The following is a 25368-nucleotide window of genomic DNA, read 5'->3' on the forward strand; positions in this document are numbered from 1 at the left end:
ATGGAACGAAATAATTTATATCCTATTTTCTTAAAAATGCATAACCTCCAAACCCTTATCGTGGGCGGTGGAAATGTAGCCTTAGAAAAACTTACCTTCTTATTAAAATCGAGCCCCAATGCCAATGTGGAGATGGTCGCTCCTTTTTTTAGGGATGAGGTCAAAACGCTTGCTGCACAATTCAACATCAATCTGATCGTGATGGCTTATGATGAAGCGTTTTTATGCGATAAAGATATGGTGATTGCCACGACGGATAACTTGGAGGTCAACAAGCAAGTTTATAGTGATGCAAAACGACGCCATTTATTGGTGAACGTTGCGGATACGCCAGAGTATTGCGATTTCTATCTGGGAGGAATTGTTACAAAGGGCAACGTCAAAATAGCCATTTCTACCAACGGAAAATCGCCAACAACAGCGAAACGACTGCGTCAGTTTTTTGAAGATGTCATTCCAGAAGATGTGAATGAAATGGTAGAAAATTTAAATCAGTACAGAAAAACAATAAAAGGAAATTTTGAGCAAAAAGTGCATGCACTCAACAAAATAACCGAAACCTTAATTAGTAAATAACATGATTACAACAGACATTTTAATAATAGGAGCAGGACCTACAGGACTATTTACCGTTTTTGAAGCCGGATTGTTAAAACTCAAATGCCATTTGATTGATGCATTACCCCAACCAGGTGGCCAGTGTTCAGAATTATATCCTAAAAAACCCATTTACGACATTCCAGGTGTTCCTGATATCTTGGCGGGCGATTTGACAAAAAACCTATTGGAGCAAGGCAAACAATTTGAACCGGGCTTTACCTTAGGCGAACGTGCAGAAACAATAGAAAAACAAGAAGACGGCAGTTTTATTGTCACCACAAATAAAGGCACCAAACATCATGCGCCAATTGTAGCTATTGCTGGCGGATTGGGGTCATTTGAGCCTCGAAAACCTTTGATTGACAATATTGCGTATTACGAAGATTTAGGGGTCGACTATTTTATCAAAGATCCTGAAGTGTACAGAAATAAAAAAGTTGTGATTTCTGGAGGTGGGGATTCGGCCTTAGATTGGAGTATTATTTTAGCTGATATTGCAGAAGAAGTGACTCTCATCCATAGACGTAATGAATTTAGGGGTGCTTTGGATTCCGTAGAAAAAGTTCAGGAATTAAAATTGTTAGGAAAAATCAATCTTATCACACCATCTGAAGTTACTGCATTACACGGTAACAAAAGATTGGAAGGTGTTACCATAGAACACGACGGAGAGAAAATTTTATATGAAGCGGACCATTTTATTCCGCTATTTGGGTTGTCGCCAAAATTAGGACCAATTGGAGATTGGGGATTGGAGATTGAAAAGAATGCCATAAAAGTGGATACGTTTGACTACCAAACCAATATTCCAGGAATTTTTGCCATAGGCGATGTCAATACGTATCCAGGAAAATTGAAATTGATTCTGTGTGGCTTTCATGAAGCGACGCTCATGTGCCAATCAGCATATCAGATCCTTAACCCTGGTAAAAAATATGTGCTTAAGTACACAACGGTTAGTGGTATTAATGGTTTTGATGGATCTCGAAAAGAAGCGCCAAAAGCAGTTGTACAAGCGATTCAATAGATGGCAGAAAATAAATGCTTAATTTTGATATTACAAATAGGAATAACACCTAATATCAATATATGAGTAAAGTATCGCATCATTTAAACCAGTTTCAAACTTTTAATATCTGTTTAAAAGATCCTGTAGAGACCTTCACTAAGGCCTTGTTTTATATGTTGTTTGATGAAGAATATCGGAATCATAACTGTCAGTTTGTAAAGGATACTTTTCTTAAGATTACAAAAAAACTGAAATTGGAGGATGGGGAAGAAACTTGGATACAATTTGAAAATCAATTCAGTACTATTCGAGAAAAGCTCGATTTAGACGCCATGGCGATTGAACAGGGCGACCCTGCAGCGAGGAGTTTAACAGAGATTTATTTAGCGTATCCAGGATTTCACGCGATTGCCATCCATAGACTTAGTCATGCCTTATATAATTTGAAATATTTTGTAATTTCACGAATGATGAGTGAGCATGTGCACGGTTTAACCGGCATTGATATTCATCCCGGCGCCACCATCGGCGATTCATTCTATATAGATCATGGTACGGGCATTGTTATCGGTGAGACAGCCATCATCAAAAATAACGTGAAAATTTATCAAGGCGTCACTTTGGGTGGTATTCAAATTAAAAAGGAGTTTTCAGACACCAAAAGGCATCCAACCATTGAAGATAACGTCACCATCTATGCAAACGCTACCGTTTTGGGAGGCGATATTGTTATCGGTGCCAATAGTACCATCGGTGCTAACGTATGGATTACGCAATCCGTTCCGGAGAATTCGTTAGTGACCTATCAAACAGAAATTAAGATTAGCACGCGCAACAAATGATTAAAAGTCAATCGATATTAGATCAAATAGGGAATACGCCACTTGTGGAAGTGAAACATATCATTTCTAAAAAAGGAGTGCGATTATTTCTAAAATTGGAAGGCAAGAATCCAGGAGGAAGTGTGAAAGATCGCGCAGCCTTTAATATGATTTCTGAAGCTTTAAAACGGGGTGATATTAAAAAAGGCGACACCTTAGTTGAAGCTACTAGTGGGAATACAGGCATTGCATTGGCTTTTATAGCGCAATTGTTAGGCGTGAAAATGATCTTGATAATGCCTGAAAATTCTACCGAAGAGCGTATCAAAACCATGCGTGCTTACGGCGCCGAATTAATTTTAACCCCAGCTGATGATGGGATTGAGGGGTCTCGAGATCTTGCAGAAAAACTAGAAAAGGACAAAGGGTATGTTATGCTGAACCAATTTGCAAATGACGACAATTGGAAAGCCCATTATAAAACTACCGGTCCTGAAATCTGGCGAGATACCAACGGCGAAGTCACACATTTCGTGTCCGCTATGGGTACCACAGGAACCATCATGGGAGTTTCAACATATCTTAAAGAGCAGAATAAAAACATCACCATTGTGGGTGCGCAACCTAGAGACGGTGCTAAAATCCCCGGAATTCGTAAATGGCCTGAAGCCTATCTGCCCAAAATTTTCAATCGCTCTAAAGTAGATGAGGTTATTGAAGTTAGTGAAGAAGAAGCTACCGCGATGACCAATAGATTAGCAAAAGAAGAAGGCATTTTTGCTGGCATGAGCAGCGGAGGTTCAGTAGCATCGGCAATAAAAATTGCTGAAAGTTTAGATCAAGGTATTATCGTTGCCATCATTTGCGATATCGGTGATAGGTATTTGTCGTCAGATTTATTTGCTTAAAACTTGGTAAACCATTTTTTATGACTTAAATTCGCCATTAGTTCATACTATTAATAATTGTTATCACGAAAGGCAGAGGGATTAGACCCGTTGAAGCCTTAGCAACCCTTTACTTATAAAGAAGGTGCTAAATTCTACTTTATGCTGATTTTTTTTCAGGATTTAGACAGATAACCAAAGTGTATTTCTCTCACTTTCCTGATGACATTTTTATTTTTTTACAAGAATGTCAGATATAAAAACCGCATTACAACATCGTATTTTAGTTTTAGATGGTGCTATGGGCACCATGCTACAACGCTATAATTTCTCAGAAGAAGATTTCCGTGGCGAGCGTTTTAAAGAGTATCCAAGCTCCGTTAAAGGCAATAATGATTTGTTGTCGCTCACCCAACCCCAAGCAATTGCTGATGTACACCGTAAGTATTTTGAGGCGGGTGCGGATATTGTGGAAACGAATACTTTCTCAGGAACTACCATTGCCATGGCCGATTATGACATGGAAGATTTGGTTTACGAACTGAATTATGAATCGGCTAAGATTGCGAAACAAGTTGCCGAAGAATTTACCAAGGTCAATCCTGACAAACCCCGATTTGTTGCCGGAAGCATTGGGCCAACCAATAAAACGGCGAGTTTATCTCCTGATGTTAACAAACCAGAATTTAGAGCCATTACCTTTGACGAACTGCGCGTTGCCTATAAGCAACAAGTGGAGGCATTAATTGATGGCGGCGTTGATGTCCTTTTGGTCGAGACCATTTTTGATACTTTAAATGCCAAAGCTGCTTTATTTGCCATTGAAGAAGTTAAGGAAGAACGACACATTGATATTCCTATCATGGTATCCGGAACCATTACCGATGCTTCAGGACGGACACTTTCAGGACAAACCGTCGAAGCGTTTTTATTATCAATCTCCCATATTCCTTTACTCAGTGTCGGATTTAATTGCGCACTTGGCGCCGATCAGTTGCAACCTTACCTGCAACGCTTATCTAACGAAACTGAGTTTTATACGTCAGCCCATCCCAATGCTGGTCTGCCTAACGCGTTTGGAGAATATGAACAAACTGCTGATCAAATGACTGTTTTAATTGAAGACTATCTGAAAGATGGTCTGGTTAATATTATAGGGGGCTGTTGCGGAACTACCCCAGAACACATCAAGAAAATTGCAGACACCGCTAAAAATTACCAACCTAGAAGAATTGAAGTAATCATTTAAAGATTTCTTCCCTTTTTTCAAGGGAAGGTGGCTTCATTTCCCGTAAAGGAAATGAAGTCGGAAGGGTGAAAAACAAAAAGAACATGAGCAAGACAACTAAATACCTATCCCTCTCAGGACTCGAACCGTTAATCGTGACCCCTGAAAGTAATTTTATAAATGTAGGCGAGCGTACCAACGTTACTGGATCTCGTAAATTCCTGCGACTTATTAAAGACGAAAACTATAGTGAAGCCTTAGATGTAGCCCGTGACCAGGTGGAAGGCGGTGCCCAGATTATAGACGTCAATATGGATGAAGGCATGTTGGACGGCGTGTACGCCATGACCAAATTTTTGAATTTAATTGCCTCAGAACCTGATATTGCCAAGTTGCCGATTATGATTGACAGTTCCAAATGGGAAATCATAGAAGCAGGCCTAAAAGTAGTTCAGGGGAAATCAGTTGTTAATTCTATAAGTTTAAAAGAAGGCGAAGAGACCTTTATTAAACAAGCCAAATTGGTAAAACGCTATGGTGCGGCCGTAATTGTGATGGCGTTTGATGAAGACGGCCAAGCAGATACCTTTGAAAGACGTATTGAAATTTGTAAACGTTCCTACGATATTTTAGTAGATACAGTCAAATTTCCTGCTCAGGACATCATATTCGACCCTAATATTTTTCCAGTCGCAACTGGCATGGACGAGCACCGATTAAATGCCTTGGACTTTTTTAGAGCAACCAAATGGATTCGCGAACACTTGCCCTATGCCAATGTTTCTGGTGGTGTTAGTAACGTGTCTTTCTCCTTTAGAGGAAATAATGTAGTGCGTGAAGCCATCAACTCCGCATTTTTATATCATGCCATTCAACACGGAATGAATATGGGAATCGTAAACCCGACCATGTTGGAGATTTATGATGAAATCCCTAAAGATTTATTAGAGCATGTTGAAGATGTGCTGTTCGATAGACGCGAGGATGCCACGGAACGCTTGTTGGATTTTGCCGAGACCGTTAAAGGAGATAAAAAAGAAGATGTTGCCAAGGTTTTGGAATGGCGAAACGATGCCCTCCAAGATCGCATCACCCACGCGTTGGTTAGAGGTATTGAAACTTTTATCATTGAAGATGTAGAGGAAGCGCGTCAGCAAACTAAACGCCCTATTGAAGTTATTGAAGGCCATTTGATGATTGGGATGAGCGTTGTTGGAGACCTCTTTGGGAGCGGAAAAATGTTCTTGCCCCAAGTGGTCAAATCGGCGCGGGTGATGAAAAAAGCAGTGGCCTATTTACAACCCTTTATTGAAGCTGAAAAAGATGGCAAGCAATCCTTTGCTGGTCGGGTCTTGATGGCCACTGTTAAAGGTGATGTTCATGATATTGGTAAAAATATTGTCAGCGTGGTGTTAGGCTGTAATAATTATGAAATTATCGATTTAGGAGTGATGGTACCACCAGAAAAAATAATTGAAACTGCCATTAGAGAAAATGTTGATATCATTGGATTGAGTGGATTGATTACCCCGTCCTTGGATGAAATGGTGTATGTGTCTAAAGAAATGGAAAAAAGGAACATCAATATTCCGTTGATAATTGGTGGTGCTACAACATCTAGAGCGCATTCTGCCGTTAAAATTGCACCAAATTATGGCCATACTGTAGTACATGTTAATGATGCTTCTAGAGCAGTAACCGTGGTGGGTAATTTACTTCAAAAGGACAATCGCGTTTATAAAGAGCAAATTCGCGAAGAGTACGAAAAATTTCGAGAGCAGTTTTTAAAGCGTGGCAAACAGAAAAATTTCGTGACTATTGAAGAAGCTAGAAAACGGAAATTTAAAATCGATTGGAACACTGCTGAAATTGTCAAACCTAACCAATTGGGTGTTCAGATTATTGAAGATTTTGAGCTTAAAAAATTAGAAGATTTTATTGATTGGAGTCCGTTTTTTAGAAGTTGGGATTTGCATGGTAAATATCCTGACATTCTTACCGATGAGGTTGTTGGTGAACAAGCTACAGAATTGTTTGCGGATGCAAAAGCCTTATTGAAAAAGGTGTTAGATGAAAAACTTCTAAAGGCAAAGGCCATCTTCGGATTATATCCGGCAAATACTATAAATGATGATGATATTGAAATTTACGATGCTTCAGGAAAGGCTCAAGTTACTTTCTTAACCCTGCGTCAACAGTTAGAAAAACGGGAAGGGCTTCCAAATTTTGCACTGTCAGACTTTATAGCGCCTAAGGATTCAGGAAAACAAGACTATGTGGGCTGCTTTTGTGTGTCCACGGGTTTTGGAACCGCAGAATTAGCAGCACAATTTGAGAAAGATCTTGACGATTACAATTCCATTATGATTAAAGCGTTAGCTGACCGACTTGCGGAAGCTTTTGCTGAATATTTGCACAAGAAAGTCAGAACCCAGCATTGGGGTTATGATTCTGACGAAAATTTATCTAATGACGACTTGATTAAGGAAAGCTATAAAGGCATTCGCCCAGCGCCAGGTTATCCGGCATGTCCTGATCATTTGGAGAAAAAAACAATTTGGAAGCTGTTGCAAGTCAAGGAAAATATCGGTGTTGAGATTACGGACAGTTTAGCCATGTGGCCTGCAGCTAGTGTTTCAGGCTACTATTTTGGAAATAAGGAAGCCAAGTATTTTGGACTCGGGAAAATTACATTAGACCAATTGAAAGATTACGCTAAAAGACGAGGTATTAGCAATGAGGAAGCGGAGAAATGGTTGAATCCTAATTTAGCGGATTAAAGCCAGTTGGCGTTTGTGAAGAAAATTTTACAAAGATCCCCAGAGAGTACGCAGAGCAGCACAGAGAAATTTAAATATAATAAAACGGCCAAGAATACATCCGTGTATTCGTGGCAAAAAAAAATCCCACTTAAGGGGAAATTACACATGAAAGTAACAGATCACATCAAACAATCCAACGGAAATACCCAGTTTTCTTTTGAAATTCTACCCCCATTAAAAGGGCAACATATCCAATCTATTTTTGATAATATTGATCCGTTGATGGAGTTTAAACCGCCGTTTATTGATGTGACTTACCATCGGGAGGAATATGTATTTAAGGAACAAGAAAACGGACTGCTTAAAAAACAGGTGGTGAAGAAACGTCCAGGAACCGTGGGTATTTGTGCGGCAATTCAAAATAAATATAAGGTAGATGCCATTCCGCACATTTTATGCGGTGGTTTTACCAAAGAAGATACCGAAAACTTCTTGATTGATCTCGATTTTTTAGGCATTCAGAATGTGATGGCGTTACGAGGTGATGCCGTGAAGAATGAAACCTACTTTCGAGCAGAAAAGGAGGGACATCACTATGCCAATGAATTGGTAAATCAGATTAATGCCTTAAATGAAGGGGTGTACTTAGATGAAGAACTTTTAAACTCCTCCAAAACCGACTTTTGCGTGGGTGTAGCCGCATATCCTGAAAAACACATGGAAGCCCCAAGCTTAGAAAGTGACATACACTTTTTAAAGAAAAAGATTAAAAATGGCGCCGAATATGTCGTAACCCAGATGTTTTTTGACAATCAGAAATACTTCGACTTTGTCGACAAATGCCGAAGTGAAGGCATTACCATTCCCATCATTCCAGGATTAAAACCCATCGCCACTAAAAAGCAATTAAATTTGTTGCCACACCGTTTTCATGTTGATTTACCCGAAGCCTTAATTTCAGAAATTATTAAATGCAAGGATAATTCAGAAGTGAAACAGGTAGGCATAGAATGGTGTATCCAACAATCAAAAGAATTGCAAAAGGCAGGCATCCCAGTATTGCATTATTATTCCATGGGTAAAAGTGATAACATTCAAACCATAGCATCACAGATATTTTAAATGACCAAGAGGGTCTAAAAATGCTCAATCTAAAAGATAGGATCTTATGAGCGCCTCCTTTTTAATAATTGCATTAAATTTGTGTCATAATTTATATGAATGAAGTATTTCGTAGTTGGGTTGCTGTTAGTAACGAGTTCATTCCTTTGGTCCCAAGATGATCCTGATATCTTTACATTAGACGCCAATTATTTTTACGGCACTGTATTGGAACATAATCCAAGTATAGCCCATCTTATTACCGATCATCCTTCAGGATTGATTTTAAGTTACAACAAAAAAACCTATGGGTTCCAACCTTGGGAGAGCCGGTATAACTATCCTGATTGGGGTTTTTCGTTTGTATATCAAGATCTAAAGAATAACTATTTGGGCAAAAACTACGGATTATATGCCCATTACAATTTTTATTTTTTAAAGCGAAATGTCAATTTCAGAATTGGTCAGGGGCTTGCTTTTGCTTCCAGTCCTTATGAGAAAGAAACCAACTATATCAACAATGCCTACGGATCAGATCTTTTGAGTTCAACCTATATCATGCTCAATTATAAAAAGGAAAACATTTGTAAAGGTTTGGGATTTCAGGCAGGGTTTTCAATCATCCATTATTCCAATGCCAACGTGAAGGCGCCAAATAATTCTACTAATACCTTTGCTTTTAATGTAGGCGCTAACTATATGGTAGATTATAAAGAACCACAGGAATTCCAACCTATTACAGAAGAGAAAAAATTTACCGAAAAGATAAAATATAATTTGGCTTTCAGAACAGGTATCAACGAAAGTGATATAATAGGGACAGGCCAATTTCCGTTTTACAATGTATCCTTTTACGCCGACAAGCGCATCAATAGAAAAAGTGCTTTTCAGTTGGGTACAGATGTGTTTTTTGCTGAATTTTTAAAAGAGCTCATTTATTTTTACTCCGTAGCTTATCCAGAGCGCAATATTGATGGGGATACAGATTACAAACGATTGGGCGCTTTTGTTGGCCACGAATTGTTTATCAATAAAATGTCTTTTATCACACAACTGGGCTACTATGTGTATTATCCCTACGATTTTGAAGGACGCGTATACAACAGAATTGGCTTGAAACGCTATTTTGGAGAGCGCTTGTTTGGAGCAATAACCCTTAAATCTCACGGCGCAAAAGCTGAAGCGGTAGAATTTGGAGTGGGTGTACGCTTATAAAGTTAAAAACATGAAAAAATTTCTATCCCTTTTAGTCATCTTCCTCCTACTTTCGTGTGATAACAAAAACGTACCCGACTGTTTTCAAAACTCAGGAAATATCATTCAAGAAGAAGTTGTGGTCTCTGAATTTAGCAAGATCATTGTTTTTGAACGGGTCCAGTTGATTTTAAAAGAGGCGCCTAAACAAAAAGTAATTGTCGAAACTGGCGAATATTTGAGAAATGACATTGAGGTCAGCGTTCAAGATAGCCAACTGGTATTACGCAATAACAATGGGTGTAATATCAGTAGAGATTACGGTATTACTAAGATATACGTTCACGCACCCAATATTACCGAAATTAGATCGAGCACAGGATTACCCGTATTAAGTGATGGAATTCTCAATTATCCTGATTTAAATTTAGTTTCCGAAGATTTTGGGGCGGAGGGTGTCTACCATACGGATGGCGACTTTAAATTGGAATTGAATTGTCAAAACTTGAATGTGATCAACAACAACCTGTCTCACCTATTTCTTAGTGGCACGGTAGAGAATTTGTTTATCGGTTTTTATGCTGGAGATTCCCGCTTTGAAGGCCGGAATCTAAAAGCCCAAAATATTTCAATTTTTCAACGGAGTAGTAATGACATGATTCTTAATCCGCAGGTGTCCGTTACAGGCGAAATTAGAAGTACTGGTAATGTTATTTTAGTACACGAACCGCCTCTTGTAGACGTGAAAACTTTTTATAAAGGACGTTTAATGATTGAGTAAATAGAATTAAGCCGTTAATTCCCTGAACAGACTTTCCAAATTTTTATTTTTTTGATTGAGTTGTAAAATTTTCAAACCATTGTCATGCGCAAAATCGAATACATAAGGACGCATGTCTTCTTTGGTCGAAAACGTCAGTTCATAAATAAAGTCGTGTGTGTTCTTGACGCTCTGAACATGTTTTAGACGGTTTAATAGAACATCTTCTACGCGATAGTCAAATTCTACTTCTACTATTTGTTTCTGATCGGCTTTTAATTCAGTGAGCTTTTTATCGGCAACAATTTCTCCATTATTTATAATGATCACACGGTCGCAAATAGCTTCTACTTCTTGCATGATATGGGTAGAGAGGAAGACTGTTTTTTTGGTGCCCAGAGATTTGATCAGTTGCCGGATCTCTACCAACTGATTGGGATCTAATCCCGTTGTCGGTTCATCTAAAATCAATACTTCCGGATCGTGTAATAAGGCATTGGCCAATCCAACACGCTGGCGGTACCCTTTTGATAGTTGTCCAATTTTTTTATGAGCTTCAGGAGTTAAGCCTGTCAGCGCGATCACTTCGCTGATTCGTTCCTTATGCACGTGATACACATCAGCATTAAAGCCCAAGTATTCTTTTACGTACATATCTAAATACAACGGATTGTGTTCCGGCAAATAGCCTACCCGTTTTTGAACCTCGCGAGCATTGGTTCGCACGTCAAAGTCATTTACTTTTGCATCTCCTTCCGTAGCCTCAATGTAAGTGGTTAAAATTTTCATCATAGTGGACTTACCAGCACCGTTTGGACCTAAAAAACCAACAATTTCACCTTTATTGATCTTGAAGGAAATATTATTAAGTGCTTTTTGATTGCCGTATAATTTGCTAAGATGAGAGACTTCAATGGACATGATTCAGGATATTTGGTCAAAAATAATCATTTTAGAAATGTAAAGAACTAACGAAATCGTTGTAATAAAAAAAGAATAAAAAAAACATTTTGTTTATTCAATTTATTGGTTACATTAGCGATATCAAACGATGAATACAACAGTTTACACATATCAAACTTGGAATTATTTCTTTTTTAGCAAAAGGAACGAGACTTCGTATGTGTAATTTATAGCTTATAAATTTAATGTAAAAGTCTCGATGAAAATCGGGACTTTTTTTGTTAGTGAAACGTTCATTTTATAAGTTCGAAGAACGAAATAAAATGAACTAGTTGAACTAATCCCACCGAAAGGAGGGATCTATAAAAGTTTCGAGGCTATTGAATTCAAGTTAGTGAAACGTTCATTTTATGAGTTCGAAGAACGAAATAAAATGAACTAGTTGAACTAATCCCGCCGAAGGGCGGGATCTATAAAAGTTTCGAAGCTGTTGAATTCAAGTTAGTGAAACGTTCATTTTATGATTTCGAAGAACGAAATAAAATAAACTAGTTGAACTAATCCCGCCATAGGGCGGGATCTATAAAAAGTTCGAGGCTATTGAATTCAAGTTAGTGAAACGTTCATTTTATAAGTTCGAAGAACGAAATAAAATAAACTAGTTAAACTAATCCCGCAGAAAGGCGGGATCATAAAAAGGATTATAAGCATATATATTAAGGTGTTTATATAAAAAGTTGCCAAGTAACAATTATAAAAATGAGTCCCCATAACGGAAAACTGAAACTAAACACATGATAAAATCTGTTGCTATACAAGGAATTAAAGGATCGTTTCACCACATCGTTGCCCTGCAATATTTTGATGTTCCGGTAGCTGTTGACGAATGTTTAACATTTGATGGCGCCGTGCAAAGTGTTCTGGCCCATAAAACAGATGCGGTCATCATGGCGATTGAAAATTCAATTGCCGGTTCCATTATTCCCAATTATGCCTTGCTAGATAATAATGACTTACATATTATTGGCGAACATTATTTAGACATTCAACATCATTTAATGGGCTTGCCGGGACAAACTATTGAAGACATTCAAGAAGTATATTCACACCCCATGGCACTATTGCAGTGTAAACAATTTTTTAAAAACTATCCGCACATTAAGTTAGTGGAAGATAAGGACACCGCTGAGGTAGCCCAACGCATTCAACAAAAAAAATTAAAACATGTAGGCGCTATTGCCAGTCAATTGGCCTCTGAATTGTTTGAATTGAAAATTATTTCAGAAAGCATTCAAACGATAAAACACAACGAAACCAGATTTGTGATTGCGAAAACCACCAATTCTGAAGTAGATGAAGTCAAAATTGACAAGGCTTCCCTAAAGTTCGAATTGGATCATAAACGTGGCAGTTTGGCTTCCATTTTAAATGTGATGAGTGATTGTAATTTGAACCTTACCAAAATTCAATCCTTACCAAAAATAGAAACGCCATGGAAATATGCTTTTTTCGTGGATGTCACCTTTGAAGCCTATCAGGACTATCAAAAAGCAAAATCAATAATGGAAATTATGGCTCAAGACTTTAAGGTTTTGGGCGAATATAAAAATGCACGACAATGATCACCTTTGCAAATCGATTACAAACTGTAGAAGAATACTATTTTTCTAAGAAATTACGAGAAGTCAACTTGTTGAAAGCTCAAGGCAAACCAATTATTAATTTAGGCATAGGAAGTCCTGATCTGGAGCCGCCAGCGCGTGTGGTGGAGGCAATGATGGAGAGCCTACAGGATGCCGTAGCTCATAAATACCAGAGTTATCAAGGCTTGCCAGAACTACGCGAAGCCATGGCCGGATTTTATAAGGAACATTTTGGAGTGTCCTTGAGTCCGCTTACGGAAGTGTTGCCACTAATGGGAAGTAAGGAAGGGATTATGCACATTTCTATGGCATTCTTAAATGAAGGGGATGAGGTGTTGATCCCCAATCCTGGCTACCCAACTTATGCTTCCGTGACAAAATTGCTAGGCGCAAAGCCCATTTTTTATGACTTGGTAGCGGAGAATGACTGGTGTCCAGATTTGGCAGCCTTAGAAAAAAGCGATCTTTCAAAGGTAAAACTGATGTGGATCAGTTACCCACATATGCCAACCGGAGCTACCGCAAGTAACAAAGTATTTGAAGATATCATCGTCTTTGCCAAACGGAACAACATTTTGGTCATCAATGACAATCCATACAGTTTCGTGTTGAATGACTATCCGCGAAGTATTTTAAAATACAAGGACGCAAAAGACTTTTGTTTAGAGCTCAATTCTTTAAGCAAAACGTTCAACATGGCCGGCTGGCGTGTGGGCATGGTGTCTGGGAAAGCAGAATATATTGATGCAATTTTAAAAGTAAAAAGCAATATGGATTCTGGCATGTTTTACGGGATCCAAAAGGGTGCAGTCGAAGCTCTAAAATGTTCAAAAATGTGGTTCATCAGTCTCAATAGTGTTTATGAAGAGCGCCGTCAAAAAGTTTGGGAATTGGCAACCGCTTTAAACTGTACCTATGACGAAACCTCTACAGGCCTATTTGTCTGGGCAAAATTACCAGCAGACATAACAGCTGAAGCTTATATCGACAAAATTTTAAAAGAGCATTCCATATTTGTGGCACCGGGCACTATATTCGGAAGTAATGGCGAAGGCTATATTAGGTTTTCATTATGTGCGCCTATCGAAGAGTTGGATATAGCGATTGCTAGAGTAAAATAGTATGAAAAATATATATATCATAGGGGTTGGATTGATTGGTGGGAGTTTGGCGCTTGATATCAAAAAACATGATGCCAGCATTAAAGTGTTCGGGATAGACCATAACGATGCACATCTGGAAGAAGCCCTTCAATTAAAAGTGATAGATGCCAAAGCCACTTATGAGGATTTAAAAAAGGCCGATTTGGTGATTTTATCCATTCCAGTTGATGCGGCTGTCAAAGAAATCAGTGAGGTGTTAAATTCAGTTTCAGATGACACATTGGTTATGGACGTTGGTTCCACCAAGGCTGAAATTTGTAAAGCCATCGATCAACATCCAAAGCGACGCAATTTTTTAGCCACCCATCCCATTGCCGGGACGGAATTTTCTGGACCTAAGGCGGCCATTCAAGGCCTCTATAAAAACAAGACCAACATCATTTGTGAGGTTGAAAAAACGGCATTTAAGCTTCAGGAAAGAGCCTTGCAGATATTTTCGGATATTGGCATGCGCATCCGTTATATGAATCCTGAGGCACACGACAAACACATTGCTTACGTCTCGCATTTATCGCACATCAGTGCGTTTATGCTCGGGAAAACGGTCATTGATAAGGAGAAAAACGAACGCGATATTTTTGATATGGCGGGCAGTGGATTTGCCTCCACCGTACGTTTGGCAAAAAGTTCCCCAGAAATGTGGACCCCAATTTTTAAGCAAAACAAAGCAAATGTTCTTGAAACCTTAGATGAATACATCAGTAATCTTTCAAAATTTAGAGCGCTGATGCACGAGGATGATTTTGAGGCCATTTATTCAGAAATGAAGGATACCAATCACATTAAGGAGATTTTGAACGGCATACAGTAGGTTAGAGAACATAGAAAACAGAAAACAGAAAACAGAAAAAAGAAAAAAGAAAAAAGAAAACAGAAAATAGAACATAGAATAGAGAGAAGAGAACAGAGAATTTGAATTTTTGTGACTTTTTCTCGACAAAATAAGAATAGTAATAGTAATTAAGAGTAACATGGAAAACAAGAAAGAGTTAAGAACATGGTTGGATGATTTAAAATTAGATCACCCATTGGTCATTGCAGGCCCATGCAGCGCAGAAACAGAAGAACAAGTCTTAGGCATCGCCCATCAGTTGAAAGATACGGATGTGAGTTACTTTAGGGCTGGCATATGGAAACCACGTACACGCCCAGGAATGTTTGAAGGGGTGGGTGCTTTAGGTTTAAAATGGCTACAAAAAGTAAAAGCTGAAACGGGTATGAAAACCGCTACGGAAGTAGCTAACAGAGCACACGTTGAATTGGCTCTAGAGCATGACATCGATTTGCTTTGGATTGGTGCGCGCTCTACCGTAAGCCCTTTTATTGTTCAGGAAATTGCCGATGCTTTAAAAGGAACTGATAAAATTGTACTGGTCAAAAATCCGGTAAATCCAGATTTGCCATTATGGTTAGGTGCCATTGAGCGTTTAGCTTCTGCCGATATCAAAAGATTGGGAGCCATCCACAGAGGGTTTTCTACTTACGACAAAACAAAATACAGAAATAATCCGGAGTGGCAATTGGCAATTGAATTACAGACCAAATTCCCTGATTTGCCATTAATCAATGATCCATCGCACATTACAGGAAAGCGCGACATGATTTTTGACGTTTCGCAAACTGCCCTAGATTTAAATTTTGACGGCTTGATGATTGAAACGCACACTGATCCTGATAATGCGTGGAGTGATGCTGCACAGCAAGTTACCCCAAAAGCATTGATCCAAATGATGGTCGATTTAAAAATCAGAAAAGAGTCCGATCCTGAAGCGGAATACAATACGAATCTGAATAATTTACGCGCACAAATTGATGTGGTAGACAATCAATTGATTGAAATGATGGGCAAACGCATGAGAATTGCTGATGGGATTGGCGCCTTGAAAAAACAGAAAAACGTTGCCGTCTTACAAAGTAAACGTTGGAACGAAATTTTAGGCAATATGGTACTGGAAGGCGAGCAAAATGGGCTAAGCGAAGAGTTTATCCTTAAAATGTTCAAAGCCATTCACCAGGAATCTATCAATCACCAAGAAAAAATTATTAACGCATAAGTTGTGTTCTAAGTAATTTTTTATATGTTGGAAGAGTAGAGTTGGGAATTTTGCATTTATAAAATTCTCCGACTCTGCTCCACCTGACAAACAAGCTTTTAAATATAAGGTGGCGGTGAAAATTATGGGATATAGCTTTTAAAGTGCGCTTTAACGCAAGAATATTAAATTAGAGAATGCGCTTTCTACACATAAAAAGCGTTATTTTGTTTTTCAAATTTGAGTAATGACAGGAACTGTTTATAAATCCACAGGAAGTTGGTACACCGTTAAAACAGAATTAGGTGTTGTGTATGATTGCCGAATAAAAGGAAAATTTAGACTGCAAGGTATTAAAAGTACCAATCCGATTGCGGTTGGCGATGTGGTCGATTTTGATGTGGAAACTTTAGATAATGTCACTACAGGTGTGATCCATACCATTCATGATCGTGAAAATTATATCGTTAGAAAATCGGTCAACCTCTCCAAGCAAACCCACATCATTGCCTCCAATATTGATCAGGTGTTTTTATTAATTACCATCAATAATCCGCCAACACTGACCAGTTTTATAGACCGTTTTTTGGTAACGACACAAGCTTACGGCATTAAAACCATTCTAGTGTTTAATAAAATGGATAGCTATGATGAAGATAATACTATGGAGGTAAAATACTTGGCCTCTGTATATCGCAAAATTGGGTACGAATGTATGGAAGTATCTGCCTTAACCGGATTGCATATCGACCATCTAAAACATACGATGAAAGGCAAAACCAGCATGTTTGCTGGGCACTCGGGTGTTGGAAAATCGACTTTAGTCAATGCCATAGAACCTAGTTTGGATTTGAAAACCAAAGAAATTTCTATGCAGCATATGCAAGGTCAGCATACCACAACATTCGCGGAAATGTTCGATTTAAGCTTCGATGCTAAAATTATCGATACCCCAGGAATTAAAGGTTTTGGTGTCGTAGATATGGATAAAGAAGAAATCGGCGATTATTTTCCGGAATTCTTTGCATTAAAACAAGACTGTAAGTTCAATAATTGCTTGCATGTGGAAGAACCTCAGTGCGCGGTAAAAGAAGCTTTGGATAAAGATGAAATCTCCTTTTCCCGTTACAGAAGTTACCTGCAAATTTTAGAAGGTGATGATGAGCACTACCGCACGGAGGAATGGATGAAGTAGAGGTTTAGTCTACAGTCTTCAGTTTTCAGTCCTCAGTTTTTAGATCTCAGTGAGCAGTCTTCAGTTTTCAGTTGGTAGTTGGATTGCTAATAAAAAAGTCGTTTATTAATTAAAATTTTTCTTTCCGAGACCTAACCAATCATGAAAGTAGTTGTTCAAAGAGTTTCTAGAGCGAGTGTAACCATTGCCACTGAAAAAGTGGCTTCTATTGGCCAAGGCTTATTAATATTATTGGGTATTGTTCATGATGATTCTGATGACGATATTCAATGGCTCACCCGTAAGATAGCCAATCTCCGCATTTTTGAAGACGCACAAGGTGTTATGAACAAGTCGCTGTTAGATGTTGATGGCGATGCCATTGTGGTCAGTCAATTCACCCTTCACGCGTCCACCAAAAAAGGTAATAGACCCAGTTATATCAAAGCAGCCAAACCAGATTTGGCTATTCCGTTGTACCAAAAATTTGTTGCGCAATTGGAACGTCAACTGAGCAAGAAAATTCAGACAGGTCAATTTGGTGCAGATATGAAAGTTGAGCTTTTAAATGATGGTCCTGTAACCATTATTATAGATTCTAAAAATTTAGAGTAAGGTCTTTGATATTACCTAAAAAGTTCTAAATTAGCGTACTAACAAGTCCCCATGATCAAATTTTACCGCTTAATTTTTGTTCTGGTTTTTCCGCTGTTCTGTACCGCGCAGACTGAAAAACTATTGAGCTTCCACACCATTCCAGAAAATCTTAGAGAAAACGCCAATGCCGTAGTCAGGCTTGATGACAATCATATTGAAATCAAATCGTTTAATAAAATGGTCTACACCAACAAAAGGATTGTGACCATTTTAAATTCTTCCGGCAACTCTAAAGTAGGCACAACGGTAGGATATGATGAGAATATTTCCATCAAAAAGTTGGAGGCCCGAATCTTTAATGCCTCAGGTGAAGAGATTAAAAAAATCAAGAAGAATGATTTTGAAGATATGAGTGCGGTGCCTGGAGGCACGCTCTATTCAGACAGTCGCTTAAAATATTTGAGATATACGCCCACAGAGTATCCTTACACAGTATTATTTGAAAGCGAAATTGAATTCAACTCCACTGGTTTTGTGCCTGGATGGCGGCCTATTGAGGGCTATTTTATCAGTACAGAACAGGCAACGTATCACATCAGCAACCTATCAGGTATTGAGATAAAAATTAAAACGACCAATTTTGAAGATTTTAAAATCGAAAAACTGGGCGAACTTTCTTATCGCGCCAGTAATTTGGAAGCCTTAAAATCGGAGGCATACAGTCCAGATTTTTCTCAATTTGCACCAGTGTTAAAGGCAACCTTAACAACGTTTGAAATGGAAGGGGTAAAAGGGTCCAACGCCAACTGGAGAGATTTTGGCAAATGGATGAATGAAAGTTTGGTTTCTCACACCCAAACACTTCCAGCGGGCGTTAAAACAGAAATTAAAAATCTAACCGCAGCGGTACCGTCAGATGTAGAAAAGGCGAAAATAGTGTACCAGTATATGCAAAATAAAACTAGATACATCAGTGTTCAGGTTGGAATTGGCGGCTGGAAACCCATGTTAGCTGCTGATGTGCACAGACTGGGTTATGGCGACTGTAAAGGGCTAACCAATTACACCAAAGCCTTGCTCAACGAAGTAGGTGTTGAGAGTTATTATACCGTAATCCACGGCGGTCCGGACATTGTCAATATAGACCCTTCGTTTTCTTCCATTCAGGGCACCCATGTCATTTTGGCTATTCCTCAAGACGATGACTTTATTTGGCTTGAATGTACCAGCCAGACCTCGCCTTTTGGTTACAACGCCAATTTTACTGATGATAGAGATGCGCTTATTTTAACGCCTGAAGGTGGGAAAATTGTGCATACTAAAATTTACAGGCCTTCCGAAAACTTGTTGGAAACAACCGCCGATATAGTGTTAACCGCTGATGGTGATATGGATGCCAAAATTCAAATGCAGTCCTATGGCACCCAATATGGCTATCACGAAGACGTGCAGAATAAACCAGCAAAGGACCAAGCCTTGCATTATAAAGATTACTGGAATTATATCAATAATTTAGATGTTATTTCAATGGGGCATCGCAACGATAAAGCAACCATTGCTTTTACAGAAGATATTTCTTTACGTGCGAAAAAATATGCATCAAAAACAGGAGACCGATTATTGTTGAGTCCGAATGTTTTCAATGTATTGTCTAACGTTCCCACACGTTACCGCGACAGGAAGTTGCCTTTCATTATAGAACGCGGCTACCATGATAAAGACACCTATACAATTTCAATTCCGGAGAATTTTGACATAGAGGCATTACAAGATGATGTACTTATGACCACGCCGTTTGGAGAATATAAATCTTCAATTGTCAAATTATCAGACGACAAACTCGTCTTTAACCGAACCTTCATTTTAAACACAGGAGCGTATGCCAAAGAAGATTACGAAGCGTTTAGAAATTTTTGGATAGACGTGGTGAAACACGATAAATCGAGAATCATTTTAAAATCAAAATTATAGCCCCATGAAAACAATTACCTGCCTACTCGTTTTTTTGATCTTCCATTGGTCCTACTCTCAGGATTTTAGATATGGAAAAGTTTCTACCGAAGAACTTCAAGAAATTCAAAATCCAAAAGATCCTGAGGCAAATGCTACAATTCTATATGTAAACCATAAAACCTATTATGATTACAATTCCAATGATGGTTTTGTTCAGGTAACCGATGTTTTTAAGCGCATAAAAATCTACAATAAAGATGGGTTTGACTGGGCCACAGAAACGATTCGCGTCAGAGAAAACGGATCAAAAAGAGAAAATGTTGTGGGATTAAAAGCTACAACCTACAATTTGGTAAACGGAAAAATTGAAGAAACGAAACTCAAAAAAGATGGTATTTTCAATGAAAAGGTCAATAAATTTTTGAATAATCAGAAGTTTACTATGCCAAATATTAAAGAAGGGTCTGTTGTGGAGTTTGAATACCGTATCACCTCGCCTTATATGAGTATTGATGATGTGAATTTACAATACGGCATCCCTATTAAAGAATTAGAAGCTTCCGTGAGGATTCCGGAATACTTTAACTTTAATAAATTTGTAAATCCAAGGGCGACCTATATTCCTAAAATTAATGATGTTCAGGTATTGCGTACAGAAAATGTTGATAGTAAGAATAGAACGCACAACGGTAAAACAAGTACAACCACCTTTTCTAGTAATACATGGGAGTTTAAAGAGAATAAAACTGAGGTAAAGGCTTCTAATGTTCCTGCCCTCAAGAATGAGGAATACGTCAGTAATTTAAACACCTATCGCACTAAATTAGTATGGGAATATGCGTTTTTCAGAGATCCGAATGGCTCTTACACCAATTATGCAACTACTTGGGATGAGGTGGCAAAAACCATTTCTAAGGAGTCTGATTTTGGAGGCCAATTAAAGCAGAGCCATTATTTTGAAGAGGATGTCACAATGCTTCTAAAGGATGCCAAAACCGATTTAGAAAAGATTAATTTGATTTTTAATTTTGTAAAATCAAAAGTCAAATGGAATAATTATTTCGGCTACATCACTGAAAACGGCGTCAAACAAGCTTATAAAGAAGGTTCTGGTAATGTGGCGGATATTAATTTGATGCTCACGGCCATGTTGCGATTTGCCAAAATTAATGCGAACCCAATGTTAATTAGCACCCGTGCTAATGACATTCCGCTGTTTCCAGGCACTGGCGGATTTAATTATGTCGTGGCTGCAGTAGAAATGCAAAATGATGTGATTGTTTTGGATGCCACTGATAAGTTTTCTACGCCTAATGTGTTACCAATTCACGCCATTAATTGGCAAGGGATGATTGTTAAAGAATCAGGAACGTCAGCCTGGTATGATTTAACGCCTAAGGAGGCAGTTAGAGAAGTGGTGATATTAAACGCAAAAATTAATGATGATTTTACGATTGACGGCAAAGTAAAACATCAAATGACTTCTTTTGCGGCGAAAGATTTCAGGAGCAAACATCAAAATTTTAGTGCCGATGAAAAGTTATTGGAAGTAGAAAAAGACAAAGGTGAAATTGAAATCACAAATTATGATATTAAGGATCAGCATGATGTGCATCAGCCGCTCGTTTATGTGTTCGATTATTCTTTAAAAAGTGGTGTCGAGAAAATAGGGGATAAGGTTTTTGTGACACCAATGCTGTTTTTTGCACTTAAAGAAAATCCGTTTAAGCAAGACAAACGGAACTATCCAATCGATTATATTTATCCGTATAACGACAAATATCAAGTCAATATCATGATTCCTGAAGGCTATGCTGTAGAGTCGATGCCTGAAAGTATGGTAGTTCAGTTTAATGACAGTGAGGGCGAGTTTAAGTATATTGCCAATGAAAACGGAAAGATGTTGCAATTTGTCATCACCATCGATTTGAAACAAAGCTTAATTCTGCCAGAAGACTATGCAGATTTTAAACAATTTAATCAGTTGATGACCGACAAGCAATCAGAAAAAATTGTTCTTAAAAAAATATAATTATGGAACTTAAAAACGCGCAGTTAGATGTCGATGAATGGATAAAAGCCCACGGCGTTCGCTATTTTAATGAGTTGACCAATATGGCTCAGCTCACGGAAGAAGTGGGCGAAGTAGCTCGGATTATTGCCCGGCGTTATGGCGAACAGAGTGAAAAGGAAAGCGATAAGGACAAAGATTTGGGTGAAGAATTAGCCGACGTTGTTTTTGTGGTGTTATGTTTAGCAAATCAAACAGGCATCGATCTGCAAGATGCCTTCGACAAGAAAATGGACAAGAAAACCAAACGCGATCACGATCGGCATCACAATAATGAGAAATTGAAGTAGAAATTGAAATAGAAATCGAAATCGAAATCGAAATCGAAATTGAAAATGAACACTGACTACTGAAGACTGACTACTGAGGACTGAATAATGAGAACGTAATTCGTAAATCAAATATCGTAAATCAGCAATCATCAATCAGAAATCACCAATCCCACTCCTGCTTTGTGAAACTTCGTGAATCTTTGTGGCACTTTGTGAAATAGCTTTTTGAAATTGAAGATGAAATTGAAATCGAAAATGAACACTGAATACTGAATACTGAGAACTGAGGACTGAGAACTGAGGACTGAGAACTGAGGACTGAGAACTGAGGACTGAGAACTGAGGACTGAAACCCTATAAAAATCCTCAATCGTAATCGTAAATCAAATATTGTAAATCAAAAATCAGAAATCACCAATCCCACTCCTGCTTTGTGAAACTTCGTGAATCTTTGTGGCACTTTGTGAAATAGCTTTTATATTTTCGTAAATCGTAAATTCAAAAATCGTAAATCCCAATTCTCATGTTGTTTACCCTTCATAAATCTACTTTATTAGAAACGCTCCCAAATATTGTCATCACCGGATCAAAAAGTGAATCGAATCGGCTTTTGTTGCTTCAAGCCTTGTATCCAGAACTCAGCATTGACAATGTATCCAATTCTGACGATTCAGAAGTGATGCAAAAGGCATTAGCGTCCACCTCAAATCAAATTGATGTGTCTCATGCCGGTACAGCCATGCGTTTTTTAACCGCATTTTTTGTTACCCAAGAAGGTCGAGAATTGGTGATCACCGGTTCTGCAAGAATGAAAGAACGTCCTATTCAAGTGTTGGTGGAAGCGTTGAACGCGTTAGGCGCCGATATTTCTTATTTAGAGAGCGAAGGCTGTCCTCCGCTCCAGATTAAAGGGAAATCACTGTCAAAAGATAAAGTAACTCTTAAAGCGAACGTCAGCAGTCAGTATATTTCCGCCTTATTGTTGATTGCGCCAAAACTAAAAAACGGCTTGGAATTAACTTTAGAAGGTAAAATTACCTCCGTGCCTTATATCAACATGACTTTAGATTTGCTCAAACAAATAGGAGTTGATACCAATTTTACAAATAACAGTATCAAAGTGCGTCCGCTCGAAAATCTAAATTCCCAACAGCAAAAGCTCACGGTAGAAAGTGATTGGTCTTCTGTGTCCTATTTTTACAGCATCGTTGCCTTGAGTCCTGTGGGAACTGAAATCAATTTATCGTATTACAAAAAAGATAGTCTACAAGGCGATTCTGTATTGGCCTCCATTTATATCGATTTTGGGGTTATCACGACTTTTAATGACAATTCCATCACACTTTTAAAGCAAACAGATTCGCAAGTTGAAACCATCGATTGTGAACTTCAGAATGCGCCCGATATTGCTCAAACAATTGCCGTGACCTGTTTCGGATTGGGAATGTCCTGCCATTTAACCGGATTGCACACCCTAAAAATCAAAGAAACAGACCGATTGGTAGCCTTAAAAACGGAATTGGAAAAATTAGGCGCTCGGGTAGACATCACCAATGATGCTTTACAATTACATACTTCAACCCAAATTACCGGTAATGTTAACATTGCCACCTATCACGACCATAGGATGGCTATGGCTTTTGCGCCCTTAGCCTTAAAAACAAATCTAAATATTGAAGACGCCATGGTCGTTTCAAAATCCTATCCCACCTTCTGGGAAGATTTGAAAAGCATCGGATTTAAAATATCAAAATAATAATCAGTCATTTACTTGACAACGCCTACTTTGAGATTGTATATTTGCAGCCTGCAAAAAAATCTATACAAATCGCGCAGTGAATTACTTATATCTGAGTAATACACCCTCGGTGTGGTAGAAAACGTCGTCCTGAGTTTTGTTGGCAGACAGAACTGATCAATTAAAATAAACATATTAAAACATGAAATTATCCCATTTTAATTTTAAACTTCCTGAAGAATTATTAGCTGAACATCCTGCTGAACACAGAGATGAGGCGCGTTTGATGGTCTTGGATAGAAAAAATAAGACAATTGAACACAAATTGTTTAAGGATATTATTGATTATTTTGATGAAGGAGATGTCATGATCCTCAATAACACTAAAGTTTTTCCTGCACGTTTATACGGAAACAAGGAAAAAACAGGTGCAAGAATTGAGGTGTTTTTGTTAAGAGAACTTAATGAAGAGCAACGCTTATGGGATGTTTTGGTTGATCCGGCCCGTAAAATTCGTATTGGTAACAAATTATATTTTGGTGATGATGAAACCTTAGTAGCTGAGGTCATTGATAATACAACATCTAGAGGGCGTACCTTACGTTTCTTATACGATGGTTCTTATAAAGAATTCCGTAAAAAATTAACCGAATTAGGCGAAACACCACTTCCTAAATACATCAAAAGAGATGTGGAGCCGGAAGATGAAGAGCGCTACCAAACTATTTTTGCGAAAAATGAAGGGGCTGTGGCGGCACCAACTGCAGGGTTGCATTTCTCAAAACACTTATTAAAGCGTTTGGAAATTAAAGGCATCGATTTTGCTGAAGTGACACTTCACGTTGGATTAGGAACTTTTAACCCAGTAGAGGTAGAAGATTTGTCCAAACATAAAATGGATAGTGAAGAAGCTTTTGTTGATCAAAAAGCTGCGGATATTGTCAATAATGCCAAAACTAAGAAGAAGAGAGTGTGTGCTGTAGGAACTACGGCTATGAGAGCTGTTGAAAGTTCAGTGTCTTCAAGCGGAACGCTTAACGAATTTTCAGGTTGGACCAATAAATTTATTTTCCCTCCTTATGAGTTTAGCATTGCCAACTGTATGATTACCAACTTTCACACGCCAAAATCAACGTTGTTGATGATGGTATCGGCATTCGCTGGTCATGATTTTATGAAAGAAGCTTATGAAGAAGCCGTGAAAGAAAAGTACCGTTTCTACACTTACGGAGACGCGATGTTGATTATCTAAACATAAAAAAATATTATTTATGGGCCTCATTCTTTTGGATGGGGCTTTTTTTTTAGTCGGCAGTATTCAGGCCTCAGTTATCAGTCTGTAGTGTGCAGTCCTCAGTTTTCAGTTTTCGGTTTCAGTCAGATTTTTTTGTGAATAATCTTACAGCAACTAACTTAAGTCCTAATTCGGCTTCAAATTCAATGTCAAATTCAATTTCAC

The 25368-nt window shown here is 38.3% G+C and carries 21 protein-coding genes and 1 riboswitch; of the genes, 20 read left to right on the top strand and 1 reads right to left on the bottom strand.

What is annotated here, in order from left to right; genetic code table 11:
- The 9 genes from ES711_RS12835 (at position 1) to ES711_RS12875 (ending at position 10383) form a co-directional block, all read left to right on the top strand.
- Positions 1 to 576, top strand: a complete 576-nt coding sequence (locus ES711_RS12835) for a precorrin-2 dehydrogenase/sirohydrochlorin ferrochelatase family protein (protein WP_146893704.1) — start codon at positions 1 to 3, stop codon at positions 574 to 576.
- A 1-nt stretch (position 577) separates the two neighbouring features.
- Positions 578 to 1627 (top strand): NAD(P)/FAD-dependent oxidoreductase, encoded by a 1050-nt coding sequence (locus ES711_RS12840; RefSeq protein ID WP_146893705.1) that lies wholly within the window; start codon positions 578 to 580, stop codon positions 1625 to 1627.
- A gap of 62 nt (positions 1628 to 1689) precedes the next feature.
- Entirely contained in the window at positions 1690 to 2451 is a 762-nt protein-coding gene (gene epsC / locus ES711_RS12845; protein WP_146893706.1) for a serine O-acetyltransferase EpsC, read from the top strand.
- Complete coding sequence (gene cysM, locus ES711_RS12850) at positions 2448 to 3338, top strand: cysteine synthase CysM (protein ID WP_146893707.1); 891 nt, start codon at positions 2448 to 2450, stop codon at positions 3336 to 3338. Before epsC ends, cysM begins: the two co-directional genes overlap by 4 nt.
- A gap of 57 nt (positions 3339 to 3395) precedes the next feature.
- A riboswitch (SAM riboswitch) is annotated at positions 3396 to 3515 on the top strand.
- 49 nt (positions 3516 to 3564) lie between these two features.
- Entirely contained in the window at positions 3565 to 4566 is a 1002-nt protein-coding gene (locus tag ES711_RS12855; RefSeq protein ID WP_146893708.1) for a homocysteine S-methyltransferase family protein, read from the top strand.
- 83 nt (positions 4567 to 4649) lie between these two features.
- Positions 4650 to 7325, top strand: coding sequence for a methionine synthase (gene metH, locus ES711_RS12860; protein WP_146893709.1), 2676 nt, complete (start codon positions 4650 to 4652; stop codon positions 7323 to 7325).
- 147 nt (positions 7326 to 7472) lie between these two features.
- A complete protein-coding gene (gene metF / locus ES711_RS12865; RefSeq protein ID WP_146893710.1) occupies positions 7473 to 8429 on the top strand; it encodes a methylenetetrahydrofolate reductase [NAD(P)H] in 957 nt (318 codons plus the stop codon).
- A gap of 99 nt (positions 8430 to 8528) precedes the next feature.
- Positions 8529 to 9623 (top strand): acyloxyacyl hydrolase, encoded by a 1095-nt coding sequence (locus tag ES711_RS12870; RefSeq protein WP_146893711.1) that lies wholly within the window; start codon positions 8529 to 8531, stop codon positions 9621 to 9623.
- A gap of 10 nt (positions 9624 to 9633) precedes the next feature.
- Positions 9634 to 10383, top strand: a complete 750-nt coding sequence (locus tag ES711_RS12875) for a head GIN domain-containing protein (RefSeq protein ID WP_146893712.1) — start codon at positions 9634 to 9636, stop codon at positions 10381 to 10383.
- Between the two features lie 6 nt (positions 10384 to 10389).
- Here the strand turns inward: ES711_RS12875 and gldA are convergent, their stop codons facing one another.
- Positions 10390 to 11283, bottom strand: a complete 894-nt coding sequence (gene gldA, locus ES711_RS12880; RefSeq protein WP_146893713.1) for a gliding motility-associated ABC transporter ATP-binding subunit GldA — start codon at positions 11281 to 11283, stop codon at positions 10390 to 10392.
- A gap of 776 nt (positions 11284 to 12059) precedes the next feature.
- Between gldA and ES711_RS12885 the strand changes: the two genes are divergently transcribed.
- The 11 genes from ES711_RS12885 (at position 12060) to queA (ending at position 25161) form a co-directional block, all read left to right on the top strand.
- Positions 12060 to 12887 carry a prephenate dehydratase gene (locus tag ES711_RS12885; protein WP_146893714.1) on the top strand — a complete coding sequence of 276 codons (828 nt, stop codon included), beginning with the start codon at positions 12060 to 12062 and terminating at the stop codon, positions 12885 to 12887.
- Positions 12884 to 14029 carry a pyridoxal phosphate-dependent aminotransferase gene (locus ES711_RS12890; RefSeq protein WP_146893715.1) on the top strand — a complete coding sequence of 382 codons (1146 nt, stop codon included), beginning with the start codon at positions 12884 to 12886 and terminating at the stop codon, positions 14027 to 14029. The genes ES711_RS12885 and ES711_RS12890 overlap by 4 nt, the downstream gene beginning before the upstream one ends.
- A gap of 1 nt (position 14030) precedes the next feature.
- Positions 14031 to 14882, top strand: coding sequence for a prephenate dehydrogenase (locus ES711_RS12895; RefSeq protein ID WP_146893716.1), 852 nt, complete (start codon positions 14031 to 14033; stop codon positions 14880 to 14882).
- A gap of 160 nt (positions 14883 to 15042) precedes the next feature.
- A complete protein-coding gene (locus ES711_RS12905; RefSeq protein WP_146893718.1) occupies positions 15043 to 16125 on the top strand; it encodes a bifunctional 3-deoxy-7-phosphoheptulonate synthase/chorismate mutase type II in 1083 nt (360 codons plus the stop codon).
- Positions 16126 to 16351: 226 nt separating this feature from the next.
- Positions 16352 to 17299 carry a ribosome small subunit-dependent GTPase A gene (gene rsgA, locus ES711_RS12910; RefSeq protein WP_146893719.1) on the top strand — a complete coding sequence of 316 codons (948 nt, stop codon included), beginning with the start codon at positions 16352 to 16354 and terminating at the stop codon, positions 17297 to 17299.
- A gap of 141 nt (positions 17300 to 17440) precedes the next feature.
- Complete coding sequence (gene dtd, locus ES711_RS12915; protein WP_146893720.1) at positions 17441 to 17893, top strand: D-aminoacyl-tRNA deacylase; 453 nt, start codon at positions 17441 to 17443, stop codon at positions 17891 to 17893.
- A 51-nt stretch (positions 17894 to 17944) separates the two neighbouring features.
- Positions 17945 to 19846: a DUF3857 domain-containing protein gene (locus ES711_RS12920; protein ID WP_246139190.1), complete on the top strand. Its 1902-nt coding sequence runs from the start codon at positions 17945 to 17947 to the stop codon at positions 19844 to 19846.
- Positions 19847 to 19850: 4 nt separating this feature from the next.
- Positions 19851 to 21860 (top strand): transglutaminase domain-containing protein, encoded by a 2010-nt coding sequence (locus tag ES711_RS12925; protein WP_146893721.1) that lies wholly within the window; start codon positions 19851 to 19853, stop codon positions 21858 to 21860.
- 2 nt (positions 21861 to 21862) lie between these two features.
- A complete protein-coding gene (locus ES711_RS12930; protein WP_146893722.1) occupies positions 21863 to 22189 on the top strand; it encodes a nucleotide pyrophosphohydrolase in 327 nt (108 codons plus the stop codon).
- 505 nt (positions 22190 to 22694) lie between these two features.
- A complete protein-coding gene (locus tag ES711_RS12935) occupies positions 22695 to 23927 on the top strand; it encodes a 3-phosphoshikimate 1-carboxyvinyltransferase (RefSeq protein ID WP_146893723.1) in 1233 nt (410 codons plus the stop codon).
- Positions 23928 to 24111: 184 nt separating this feature from the next.
- A complete protein-coding gene (queA, locus tag ES711_RS12940) occupies positions 24112 to 25161 on the top strand; it encodes a tRNA preQ1(34) S-adenosylmethionine ribosyltransferase-isomerase QueA (RefSeq protein ID WP_146893724.1) in 1050 nt (349 codons plus the stop codon).
- Positions 25162 to 25368: the final 207 nt, after the last annotated feature.

Origin of the sequence: Gelidibacter salicanalis (genome assembly GCF_007997285.1) — a bacterium.
In the GTDB taxonomy this organism is placed as follows: domain Bacteria; phylum Bacteroidota; class Bacteroidia; order Flavobacteriales; family Flavobacteriaceae; genus Gelidibacter; species Gelidibacter salicanalis.